This is a genomic window from Desulfobacter curvatus DSM 3379 (assembly GCF_000373985.1).
GTDB classification, from domain to species: Bacteria; Desulfobacterota; Desulfobacteria; order Desulfobacterales; family Desulfobacteraceae; genus Desulfobacter; species Desulfobacter curvatus.
Genome location: NZ_KB893090.1, coordinates 32,402 through 44,303, shown reverse-complemented (window position 1 = coordinate 44,303; position 11,902 = coordinate 32,402). Strand labels below are relative to the sequence as shown.

Genomic DNA, 11,902 nt, shown 5'->3' with positions numbered 1-11,902 from the left:
CTCAGCCCCCAATCATCACAGTAGGGCACCCCACAGTAATGCTGCCGCCATGGGCCGTAGTATCCCCCATTCTGGCAGCGGGCCTGCCCCCGATCATCACGGTGGCGGAACCCTTGACAATGGCGTCGGGCGGACCTGTGCAGGTGCAGGTATCCCCAACCACAGCGGCGGGCATACTGCCGATGAGAACGGTAGGCACACCCGGGCCGATGACAGGGCCGCCCACATGGGGGATGGGCGAGGGAAAGGCCGGGGTCTGCATGGGGCAGGTGTGCATATCGGTTAATCTGGCTGCGGGAGGCATTTTTAGCTGTCAGCTTTCAATTAATCATCACCATCGCACCCTTAACCGTAGTCTGTCCGGAAGCAGACAATTCCGCGGTGGCATTGCCCTTGACCGTTGCCCCGACCTGGGCCTCGGCTGTGACATTGAGCCCCTTGATCGTGGCGTCGGTTGAGGCGGAAATATCCACGGCCTGCGTGGCCTCCAGCGTGATGCCGGATTTGGCGGAGATGGAAATGTTCTTGCCTGAGATAGAGATGTCCTTATCGCTGTCCAGGCTGATGCCCGAAGAGGAGAGTTTAATAGTATTGCCGTTCTGGTCTTTGATCGTGACGGCTTCATCTGAATCGGACAGACTGAGCTGGTTGTCCCCAGGGGTTTTTAAAAGAATCGCCTTGTTTTCATCGTCAAATTCAAGTTCCATGCCTTCCCTGGTAAGGATTTTTTTGATGTTGTTCTCCTTGTCTATGGGAACAGGAGGCTCCCGCTTTCCGGAGTAAAGGCTGCCCAGTATGACGGGATTGCCGGGATCATTGTCCAGGAAAGAAAGGATGACCTCGTCCCCGATTTCCGGAATAAAAAACGCACCGAATCCCTGGGAGGCATGAAAGTTTGCCGGCCGGGCCCAGACATGGGTGGACTGCTCCCCCAGGGTGGGGATCTCCACCTGAATCCGGTTTTCCTGGTCCGGGTCTTCGTCCAGCTGGGTCACAACACCAATGTGAAGGCCTCTGATCGGGGGGGCCAAGCCGCCGGCCGGGGGGGAGGAGAGGTTAGGGATCTGGGCAAAGGACTTGTCCGGCCTGCCGAACTGAACATCTGTGATCCAGGTGCCGTTTGAAATCGTGTGGGTCACCCCGGTAACATAGACATTACCGTTGAACCGGTCCCCCACCTTTTCAAGTTTAATGCAGGCGCCCGGTACGGCCCTGCTGTCTCCGGCAAAGGTCATGCTGCCCTGGATCCGGCCCATCTGGGCCCTTACCAGCCTGGCATTAGCCCAGGACTTTAAATCCGCCTGACTCATGGGCGTGGGAAGCCAGAGTTCCAGGGTTTCGGTGTCAAGGACTTTGGAAAGCGTTTGGGAATCCAGGTTTCCCTGGTCGCTGATATTCAAATCGTCGCTCTGGGCCTTGATCATCTTCTGCTCGGAAGGATCCCAGGCGTGGGTGATCACGCTCTTGAGCTGGGCTGTGGCATCCAGCTTGGCGGAGAAACTGTAGAGATTGTAGCCATACGTCACTGTCATGGCCGGTGAGTCTTGCGTTTCCACGGGTGCCAGTTGAACCTTACCGTCCGTAACCATGACCTGAAGCCCGTTGGCTTCGGCCCGGATAAGCAGGTAATCCCAGTCTGTGGCATCATACTGGATGGGGTTGCAGGCATCCCCGGTACTTGACACATCAGACGCCAGTCCATTGTCCTGTATCAGTTTTGAAAGTATGATGTCGTCCGTATCCCCTTGGTGATGAACCCGTTTGCGGCACTTGGTCATTTTTACGGCCTTGTCTTTGCACTCCACCACCAGGTTGACGCTGTTTGACCGGCTGATGGTCAGGCTTTGGCGGATGACCACGCCCTTGAAAATGACGGTTTCATCCGCCTCGTACCCGGCCAGAATTTCAATTTCTGTCCCCGGAATAAAATCATTCGAATTTGCTGCTTTGAACTCCCCTGTGGGCATATCCCCGTCAATCAGGGTAAGGCTGGCCGTGGGGATCTTGCCGATCTGTCTTGCGACCGACACCGAGACGACACTGTACTCGTCCTTGATCTGCTTGCCTTCGGATTTGACAGTGACCCTGAGTATGCCGGATCGTGGAGGGGTCATGGGTCTCTCCTTTGGGGTATATCCAACGCCTGGATGGGGGGGAAGCTAAGCCGGGTGCCCGAAGGTATATTCCGGAAATCGGTCAGGTTGTTCTCCCTGGCAATATAGGGGTACAGGGAGCTGTCCCTGTAAATTTCATGGCAGAGCAGGGGCAAAGTATCCCCTGCGTTTACCACCCTTGTGTGGCTCAGGTCCGGAGAAGACCGTCCAGCCTTTTTAGATTCTTCCTCAGGGCTGACATATTCGGAAAAGGCAAGGCTGACCTTGGCCCTCAGGGGCGTGCCGTCCGGCTTGAACAGCGTGTAATTCACACTCATGCTTGTCAGACGCCCAAAAAAGGACATGGGGCCCCAGCTTAGCTTGACCGGTTTAGGCTGGTGCATGCTTCCGTCATAGGTGTAGGCGATGTCCTTTAAATCTTTGATCTGATCTTTCACCTTTCTTGGACTTCGGATCATATTGACGGCGTCGGCTACGCCTGTACCGTCGATCACGAAATCAAAGGAAATTTTTTCTTCGTTGTGATTGCTGAATTTAAGCTCCGGCGCAAGCTTACCCTCGGCCGTGTCCCTGTTGTAATTGATACCGTATTCCTGTTTATAGGATTCAGGGTTAATCACGGTTTCAAATTTGGAGCCGTCCGCCGTGGGCGAACCATTGCTATCCAGGGAACAGGCCTGGATGGTCAGTTTTGTTCCCGAGCTTTTTCCTGAGGCCAATGCCATATCAGGGTTCCTTAATTATGTTGAACGATTTACCGGCCTTCAAGTTCTTCCAGCACATCCTTTACAATCGCCCGGCAGTCCGCCAGGAAATCAGACCGTATCCGGTCGGCCACCTCATCTGCCATGGAACCGGACAGGTTATCGCTCTGGCCTTCCGTCACCACGGTTTTAATGATCAGTTCTTTGATCTCAATAGTCATTTCTACCTCCATAAATTATCGCCCTAGGGCAAACTGATACCTGACAGCTATTTAGTGTCTGAACGAAAACCTGGAAATTTTGTCGAGTACAAGGCGGGCGCAAATTTTAACCGGAGGAATACATGAAGTATTTCGAGGATTAAAATTTACGACCAACGAAGTAATCGGCAAAATTTACGGTTTTCGGTCGGGCACTATTTAAGGATCTTCCCGGGTACTGTGGGTATAGGCCAGTTCCAGGGTTTCTATGGCAACCTCGTTTTTGGTGGACTGAAAGGCGCCGATTTCCCAGGAAACGGGATAGGCATTATGGACATGCCAGTGCATCAAGACCTGCCCTCCATGGTTCAGCAGCATCACATGGACATCCATGGGTTTAATGGGGTTGGAAAAATCCGATTCAAGGGTCTTTTTGCACCATTTGACAAGGGGAGAATCCTGGGTTTGCACCGCAGCTTTAAGAACAAGATTGTCCGATTTTATTTGCTTGGGCAACTTGTAAACAAACCGGTTCTCCCCCCCTTCCGGGACCTCTTCCACATCCATACGGGTTTTGATCCCCGAAATTTCCTGAAAGGGAACCTCCCAGATACTGGAGCCATCCATAAATTCCACCATAAAGTAAAAAGCAACGGGCAGGTCGTATCCAAAGGTCTTATTCAAGCGTCAGCCCTTCATGGGCGATCTCAATGGTTTCAATGGCCACTTCATTGCCGTCGGACTTGAAGTCCGTGCCCGTAATTTTGGTGGGCCAGGCATTGGCCAGCTTCCAGGTCATGGCCGGGCTGCCTTCCTCGTCCAGGAGGCTGATGGTCACGGGAATGCGCTTGATGGTATTCATCTTGATTTCCTTGAGCCAGTCCCAGAAGGCGTTGTCTCCTTTATACACCCCTTTTTTCATGGTGACATTCCCGTATTTCTTAATGCCGGGCATTTTGATGGTGGTAAATTCCTTTGAGTTCCCGGCCCGGTATTCGATGACCTGGGCTTCGCTGTCCAGGCCGGATACTTCCTGAAAGGCCAGTTCCTTATCATCCCATTTGACCTGGAAATAAAATTTAGGCATGGGCCATACTGCACTGCTTTGGGCGGATCCGTCATCTGCCATGATATATTCTCCATATTTTTTTGGTTTTAGCGGTCAGCAATCAGCTGATTGCTGATACCTGACAGCTGATAGCTAATCTACGATTTCTGCATCTGCTGCTGGAAGGTAATTTCAATGAACTCTGCCGGCCGTGAGACTGCCACCAGGACCGTGATCCTCAAGATCCCTTCCAGAATGTCTTCAGAGGTCATGGTTTCGCCTAAGCCGACATGGACGCTGAAGGCATCTTCGGGGACGGCGCCGGCCAGGCCCCCGCGCTTCCAAATGCCGTTGAGGAAATTTTTAATCATGGACTTCATGGTGACCCAGGTGTTGGCATCATTGGGCTCGAACACATAGGCCTTGGCCGCATTCTTAATGGATTCCTCCAGCATGATCATGGTACGCCGGACATTAACGTAGCGCCAGTCCAGGCTGTTGCCGTCCAGGGTTCTGGCGCCCCAGACCAGGACGCCCTCACCGATAAAGGTCCTAATGGCGTTGATGGACTTGCCGTGGATGGTCACGTTAAGGTCTTCCTGGTCGTCGTGGGAAATATTCACGGCCGGGGAAACCACGGAGTTGAGGCTGACATTAGCAGGGGCTTTCCACACCCCGCGGGAATTGTCCACCATGGTGTAGATGCCGGCCATGGCTGCGGCCGGGGGCAGCAGGTTGAACTTGCTGGTCATTTCCTTTACCAGCAGTGCCCAATTTTTACTCTTTTTGGCCAGAGCCTTATCCAGAACGCCGGCCATTTCAGGATTGCCGGCATTGTTCATCAGGTCGTCAATAAAATCAGACTGCTGTTTTATCATGGCTTCCAGGGCCGTAATCTGTTCTTGGGTATCCGGATCAAGATCTTCCTGGGCAGGGGCACTCTTCTTCTTTGCCGGGGCATCCTTTTTCTTGTCAGAGGTATCCTCCCCTTCGGCAGCGGCATCTTCCTTTTCGGGAGGTTCAGCTTTGCCGCCCTTGGGTTTCAGCCTCTCCAGCTCGGCTTCAACCGGGGCGATAAATTCATTTGTCAGTATCTGCTTGAGCTGTTTCAGCCCGTTCTCCTCCAAATGGAAATAGCTCAGGTCCTTTTCCTGGAGCACCGTGGTGTTCAGCCATGGGTAGTAGGCCGCAGCAAAGTCGAGATTGTTGATGCCAAGTGCGCCCCTGAACGCCTCAATAGGGTCTCCATCCGGGTCATGGCGGTCTTTGTCCCCATTGTAGACATCCAGAATGGAGACCCGGTTTTTCATTTTATCCCCGCAGTGCATGAGGGATGCCTGCTGGACAGCGATGCAGTCCTTTGCCTCTTTCAGCTTGACTGCCTCGGGGATTACCACCATGGTGGGTTCGGTCTCTTTGATCAGGGTTTTGATTCCGGCCTTCATCTGATCCGCATCAAAGTCTTGTCCATCGTAATTCCCGATGGATACGATGTAGCAGGGGCCGCCCCCGTTTTCGAAAAACATCCGGATGCAATAAAAGAAAATATATTCCGGCCCGGTCCGGGTCAGGTTGTATTTGCCGGTGCCGGAAAAGCTGAGATCCGGGTCTGATCCGTTGGTGACCGGTGCAATGGTAAAGGCCGGTGTGGGATCAGCCCCGAAATATTCCTGGTACTCCACCATGGAAGATATCCGCCAGGGTTTATTTTTAAGGCTTTTGCCCTTGTTATCCGCTTTTTCCGTATGCCCGATAAAGGCAGGCACTGCTGTGGCGACCTCCACAACTGAGTTTGGAAAAGCGCTTTTTTCCACGATGTACACACCCGGGGTTTTCATGGTTCCCATTGGTTTTCCTCTCTTATCTTTAAATGTTAACAAAAATTTCCGAGATATATCCGGCGGCGCCGGGGCCTTTGGATTTAAACAGAATATCCGGGGATGCAGGGGGCAGACGCTTCAAGATAAGGGCACCGGACATCTCGTCCTTTAAGGCAAAATTGGTAGGGCAACTCTGTGTCAGGGGAATGGATTGATCTGAAATAAATGCCTGGACCGGACTGCTGATGGGCAGATCCGGCGGCTCTGTCTTTTCGAACTGGATTTTGCCGTCCCGGTCAACGACCTGCACTGGATCAGGCTTACCCGAAATGAGATATTTCCAGCGGGTTTTCCGGGTGGAAAAAGTGGCATGAAAGGTCTGTCCCAGGACCTGGCCTTCTTTTGAAAAAAAAATGCCGTCGTCCGGCTCCGGGAACAAGCCGATGACAAACAGGGGGCGTTTTTGTTTTATGCTGCCGGTCATGGCGGCGGCAAGCGCCGGGTCTGCCGATGCTTGATGGTCCCCCATGGAAACCCGGGGCTTTTGAGTAAGACAGCACGGGTCCGGATTACCGGACCGGGTGCTCAGGAATAACGCTGTTTCCGGCGGACCCTCTGCATTTTCCGTATAGTTAAAAAAAACGGGGTCTGATGTTTGCCCTGTGAAATAAAAGCAGAGCGGATCAAAGGGGTCACCCATGTACATCTTCATTGCATCAAGACGGCTTTTCTCATAAAGAACAACGATCCTGCCGGCCTCTGGTTTCAGGATCATCCCGGTTTTGCCCGCAAGCTTTCGGGTCTCATTTGCCGGACTCAATCTTAAAGGACGGCATAACCGATTTTCAAAATAGGTGTGCCGCAGTTCCACGGTGAAAAATATGTTGAATTGAGAAATGGCGTTTTCCCTAAAATATGGGGGTTTATCAGAACGTCTGTGTAAGCTACTCAGATCTTTCAAACTTTGTTGTGGGCTATACCTGGCAGTTGATATGTCAGGTCAGCCCATGGCTGTTATATAATCTTAGACTGGACCTTCTCGCCCTCAATGACCAGTGTTCTCTGCACAACGGCCTCCGTATCAATGGCAACCACCTGAATTTTGTAGAGGACGGAAGGAAGATACTTGTTGCTGATGACACTCCACAGACTGGAAAGATCCCTGATGCTCATATTTTCGATGGAAAAAATCAGCTTGCCGATTTTAGGATCCATATCCGGGATGTTGTGCCGGGTGAACACCGGATGCTTCTGGAAAAATCCAATGGCCTGGGAGAGAATTTTCAAGCCCTCATTATAATTGCCGGCACTGAAATTCGCAGCGACCATGATGTAGAGATTCAGGCGGATGCCGGGACGGGCTTTGGCCGATGCCCCGCCCTCCCCTTTTGTATTAACCACCGGGGAGGTGTTCGCACAAGTATCCCGTTCAATACCCACCAGGGAAATAACCAGTTTATTATCCGTTGCAGAAACCATGGTTCCATCCGGTTCCACCAGGCTCGACAGCACCACCATATGTTCGCTGAACTCAAAACGAATCTTCAAATACCTGTTCAGGGAAGTCGTTACCAGTTCAAGGACATTATTGATCATCGGGCCGCCCCACGATTGGACTGAAAATCCGGACGCTCTTCAAGGAGATAGGATTTACCCTTGCCTGCATTTTCCTTTGAATTCTTTTTTTGCATTGCTCCGCCCTGTCGGTTATATCCGATTCCTTGCTTGATTCACGCAAAACAGCCATGGGGTATTGCTCTTTTTTTTCAACCATACTGAATAATTTCTATAAAGGCAGGAGTGACAAGTGGCAGGATATTAGTGATGAACGGCAGACAATGGGTTTTATGGTAATCATGCAGGCAGAATGATCTCTATCCGGACCTCCCCGTTGTCTTCATGCTTTTCAAAGGTGTGGGTGTCCGGATAAAAGGCCTTCAGGCGAGCGGTCACGTTCTGAATACCGATACCGGTTCCGGCAGTACTATCCGATGGGGCCATCCATTTCCCGGTATTGGCAATGATAATGCGGACGTGGGTTTTCCGGTACAAGGTGGCACTGATCCGGATACCCAGATGAGCGGGGCTGGTTTTATTTCCGTATTTTACGGCATTTTCAACCAGAGGCTGCAGGACAAGGGAGGGAATCTTTATGTTTTCTACGTACGGGTCCACTGCGATATCAACAGAAAGATAGTTACCGTGGCGTATCTTCTCAATTTCCAAATAATGCTCTATCATTGACATTTCCCCGGCAATGGTTTGCATCTCTATCGCCCCCCGGGAGAGGGAAAGACGATAGAACTCAGCCAGATGAGTGATCATATCGTAAGCCGCATCCTGGTTGGAAAACACGGCTCCCCGGATGGAAGCCAAGGCATTGAATAAAAAATGGGGATTGATCTGGTATCTTAGTTTTTCCCTTTTGCTTTCCATGGCGGCCCTGCAGGCTTGTGCTTCCTTTTGTTTCTGCTTCTTCAACTCCATCTCCAGTCTCAAATTTTTCTGGAGGGTCAGATGGGCCTTTTGCAGCGCCAGCTGGCATTGCACTCGTGCAATAAGTTCTTCCGAGGAAAAGGGTTTGGTAATATAATCGTTTGCACCAACATTATATGCCTTGATCAAAGCGTCGGGATTGCGACTGCCGGTGAACATGATAATGGGCAGTTCATGGGCTGAAAATGTTTCTCTTAGGGTCTCACAGACCGTGTAACCTGAGAGCCCGGGCATCATGATATCCACAAGGACCAACTTGGGAATGTTGCCGGCATTTATGAATGAAAGTGCGGCATCTCCATTCAAGAAGGTTTGGCAGCTGATTCCTGCACCCATGAACATTCTGTCGACAGCCTCGAGTACTTTAGGATGATCATCTGCCACAACCACCTGGGGTGTGTCATCGGATGCCATTTTGTATTCCTTTATTGATCGATACGGCAGTTTAAAAAACACACGCCGTTCGGATTGACTTCCGGAGCTACTATTTGTTTTGAGGATTGTTCACGTTACCGTGTTTTGATATTGAAATCAAGAAAAGAAGGCACCGCCTTTGCCTTACGGAGCTGTCCGGTATTTAATTTGGATATTATTCTTTGCATTACATGGTAAAACGACTATGGCATCCGGTTGAGGATATCGGTCAGATGCTGCCGGGACACCGGCTTTAAAAGAAAGTCCAGGGCATGGGTCATCCCGGCCTCTTTTAGGTATTTTTCATGTGCCGAGATAATGACAAAATCTATTTTTTTCTTCTCAATCAGGGGGACCAGATTAAAACCGCAACCGCCCCGGATTCGGATGTCAAGAAAAACCAGATCGACATTAATCTCTTTTAAGATCTGCGTCGCCTCGTCGTAGGTTTCAGCTTCCCAGAGTATGTCAATGCGGTCAAAAAATGACAACAGGTGGCGAAGGTCTGCCCGGACAAAGGGTTCATCTTCAATCAGTCCGACCCTGATTTTTTTATTGGTGGTGTTTTCGGTCCTGCCCATTGCCATATTTTCCCGGGAATAATTCGGCTATTTTCTAAAAGCAACGCCATGTCACCCTTTTTGGTATACCGGGGACTTTAAATCATTTTTAACACACGAAAAAATACTTTGTGATAAATGGTGCCAAAGTGTGATGAATGGTTTTTTCATGTTAACGCTTTGATGTTTATGAGAGCTGTTTTCAGATGGCTGGCCATCCGCCGGCTGACCCTGAAGGGGTGAGGGTGTTGCCCCAGGAAGACCTCGGGGATTCCGTTTGTTTGGCCAGTCACTCCGGTTACACGCGCCAGGTTAATAATGGTTGATTTGTGGGTCCGGCAAAAAAACTCAGCAGATAAGGCAGCCTCCCAAAACTTCAGTGTACTCCTGAGAATCAGCTTTTCACCCTGGTGTAAATACAGTTCTACATAATTGCCCCCGATGGAGTTAATGGCCAATATATCGTCCGGGGCGACATACCGGCTCCCGCTATCGCATTTTATCAAAACCCGTTTCTTTTCGGCCTGCCCTGCCGGATTTTCAGCCTCCGGAAGGATACGTGCCAGGGTTTTAGCAAGGCGATCTTTTGCCACGGGTTTAAGGAGATAATCCAACGCATTGAGTTCAAATGCCTTTAACGCATGATGATCATGCCCCGTGACAAAGACAATCTTTGATTGCGGATCGATAAAGGGAATCAAGTCAAACCCAGATCCCCCGGGAAGACCGACATCCAGAAAAACAAGATCAAAAAATTTCTGCTGCAGCAGTTCTTTTGCTTCGTAAAGGGTACCAGTCTCTCCTGCGATACGCACCCGTCCATGGCGCTCAAGCAGGGCGGAAAGATCCTGTCGTACAAATGGTTCGTCTTCAATTATGAGCGCATTTAAGACCATAGTATCAAGCCCGTTGTTTTTTAAGTCCCTGTATGTTTATATCACTACGGCGAAAATCAATGTTTCACATTGATAACAATTTAGACAATGAGTCAATTTTATAAAAGAGACTCAAAGGTTTCATACGAAAATGGCAAAGTTTGGAGTTATCATAGATTAAATTATCTTAAAAAGTCAATCAGGATACAGGAAAAACGAACACTGCCTTCTTCAGCAGAGTCTTTTAAAAGGTAAAATAATTGAACGCCTTGCCGGTTGTAGCTGGAGCAATCATCAAACGTTTGCTAATGTATAACCTTTTATATGAAAGTACCAATAAGTTGCTAAGTTACTTTCATATTTTGTTGTGGGTTGAGCCTGGGTGTTTATAGACCAGGTCGGCCCATGGCCGTTATTTAGATCAGGCAAAAATTTATCGACAACAAATTTGGAAAGCTGCTCAACTCATGATGCATAAAAAACAAAGATTTTTCGGCGACCGTTCAATCATCGCCATGTTGGCGCTGCTCAGCGCCTTTCCACCCTTGTCAACGGATCTGTACTTGCCGGCCCTTCCCCATGTGATGGAAGAGTTCAACGCCGGTCAAACCCTTGTAAACCTGAGTTTGAGTCTGTTTTTAATCTCTTTTTCCCTGGGCATTCTGATCTGGGGGCCGATCAGTGAAAAATATGGCAGAAAACCCATTCTGCTGACAGGACTTGTTCTGTACACGTTAAGCAGTGCCGTATGCGCCATGTCCACCAATGTAACGACACTCATTGTGGCCAGGATATTCCAGGGTTTTGGCGGTGGCGCAGGCAGTGCTGTCGCAACAGCGATGGTCAAAGATATGTATACGGGCAGGAAACGGGAATCGGTACTGGCCGTTGTTATGGCCATGGTTATTGTGGCACCGGTAGTGGCACCGGTGGCAGGGGCACAGATCTTAAAATTCGTGTCATGGCATGCCATATACTGGATACTGGCCGGGGTCGGCCTGTTTTCATTCTGCCTGTCCCTGATTTTGGATGAACCCCTTGAGACCCGTTACCCGGGATCTGTTTTCCACGCCCTGGGGCGTCTGGGCGTGGTCATGAAAAATCCGGGATTTTCCATTTTGCTCATGCTGTTTTCCATGGTATCCCTGCCGATTATGACCTTCATCGGTGCCTCTGCATTTATATATATCCAGGGATTCGGCATGGATGAACAGACCTACAGCTATTTTTTTGGTCTTAATGCATTGGGCGCCCTGGCAGGCCCCTTGACGTATATCCAGATATCACGGTGGTTTTCACCGGGCAATATCATCAGCGGCAGTTTTGCCTGTATGGCCTTAAGCGGAAGCTTCATTTTTATGCAAGGCAGCGCCTCCCCGTTTCTGTTCGCTCCGGGCATGCTTGCAACGACCCTGGCATGCAGCTTGATGCGCCCCCCTTCTGCCAACCTGCTCTTATCCCAGCAGGATGAAGACACGGGATCGGCTGCAGCCCTAATCAATTTCATGGCCATGTTCATGGGCAGCTTAGGTATGTTCCTCATCTCCCTTAAGGCTGTTGAAGATCTGATTCCAAGTCTTGGACTGATACAGATTACAATCGGCGTAGTCTGCAGCGGATTGTGGCTGATAATTCGAAAGCGTTCTTTTATCCGCCAGGCCGGCTGATCCT

At 50.3% G+C, this 11,902-nt stretch carries 13 protein-coding genes; 1 reads left to right on the top strand and 12 read right to left on the bottom strand.

Annotated features, from left to right (window positions below; all coding sequences use genetic code 11):
- Position 1: 1 nt before the first annotated feature.
- The 12 genes from B147_RS0120480 to B147_RS0120420 form a co-directional block, all read right to left on the bottom strand.
- Positions 2-304: a PAAR domain-containing protein gene (locus tag B147_RS0120480; protein WP_020589076.1), complete on the bottom strand. Its 303-nt coding sequence runs from the start codon at positions 302-304 to the stop codon at positions 2-4.
- 16 nt (positions 305-320) lie between these two features.
- The gene (gene vgrG / locus B147_RS0120475) at positions 321-2,114 is read right to left on the bottom strand and encodes a type VI secretion system tip protein VgrG (RefSeq protein ID WP_020589075.1); all 1,794 of its coding nucleotides are present in this window, start codon (positions 2,112-2,114) and stop codon (positions 321-323) included.
- Positions 2,111-2,839 carry a CIS tube protein gene (locus B147_RS29065; RefSeq protein WP_020589074.1) on the bottom strand — a complete coding sequence of 243 codons (729 nt, stop codon included), beginning with the start codon at positions 2,837-2,839 and terminating at the stop codon, positions 2,111-2,113. Before B147_RS29065 ends, vgrG begins: the two co-directional genes overlap by 4 nt.
- Before the next feature lie 29 nt (positions 2,840-2,868).
- Positions 2,869-3,039 (bottom strand): DUF5908 family protein, encoded by a 171-nt coding sequence (locus B147_RS31880; protein WP_020589073.1) that lies wholly within the window; start codon positions 3,037-3,039, stop codon positions 2,869-2,871.
- A gap of 198 nt (positions 3,040-3,237) precedes the next feature.
- Positions 3,238-3,702, bottom strand: a complete 465-nt coding sequence (locus B147_RS0120460; RefSeq protein ID WP_020589072.1) for a phage tail protein — start codon at positions 3,700-3,702, stop codon at positions 3,238-3,240.
- On the bottom strand, positions 3,695-4,147 hold the full coding sequence (locus B147_RS0120455) for a phage tail protein (RefSeq protein WP_020589071.1): 453 nt from the start codon (positions 4,145-4,147) through the stop codon (positions 3,695-3,697). Before B147_RS0120455 ends, B147_RS0120460 begins: the two co-directional genes overlap by 8 nt.
- Positions 4,148-4,224: 77 nt before the next feature.
- Positions 4,225-5,913 carry a phage tail sheath family protein gene (locus B147_RS0120450; RefSeq protein ID WP_020589070.1) on the bottom strand — a complete coding sequence of 563 codons (1,689 nt, stop codon included), beginning with the start codon at positions 5,911-5,913 and terminating at the stop codon, positions 4,225-4,227.
- Positions 5,914-5,932: 19 nt separating this feature from the next.
- Complete coding sequence (locus B147_RS0120445) at positions 5,933-6,661, bottom strand: hypothetical protein (RefSeq protein ID WP_157237973.1); 729 nt, start codon at positions 6,659-6,661, stop codon at positions 5,933-5,935.
- A 239-nt stretch (positions 6,662-6,900) separates the two neighbouring features.
- Complete coding sequence (locus B147_RS29060; RefSeq protein WP_020589068.1) at positions 6,901-7,482, bottom strand: Pvc16 family protein; 582 nt, start codon at positions 7,480-7,482, stop codon at positions 6,901-6,903.
- A gap of 258 nt (positions 7,483-7,740) precedes the next feature.
- Entirely contained in the window at positions 7,741-8,796 is a 1,056-nt protein-coding gene (locus B147_RS0120430; protein WP_020589066.1) for a response regulator, read from the bottom strand.
- 203 nt (positions 8,797-8,999) lie between these two features.
- Positions 9,000-9,377: a LytR/AlgR family response regulator transcription factor gene (locus B147_RS0120425; protein WP_020589065.1), complete on the bottom strand. Its 378-nt coding sequence runs from the start codon at positions 9,375-9,377 to the stop codon at positions 9,000-9,002.
- A 146-nt stretch (positions 9,378-9,523) separates the two neighbouring features.
- A complete protein-coding gene (locus tag B147_RS0120420; protein ID WP_020589064.1) occupies positions 9,524-10,252 on the bottom strand; it encodes a LytR/AlgR family response regulator transcription factor in 729 nt (242 codons plus the stop codon).
- Positions 10,253-10,698: 446 nt separating this feature from the next.
- On the opposite strand from B147_RS0120420, the gene B147_RS0120415 reads away from it, so the two are divergent.
- Complete coding sequence (locus B147_RS0120415; RefSeq protein WP_020589063.1) at positions 10,699-11,898, top strand: Bcr/CflA family efflux MFS transporter; 1,200 nt, start codon at positions 10,699-10,701, stop codon at positions 11,896-11,898.
- Positions 11,899-11,902: the final 4 nt, after the last annotated feature.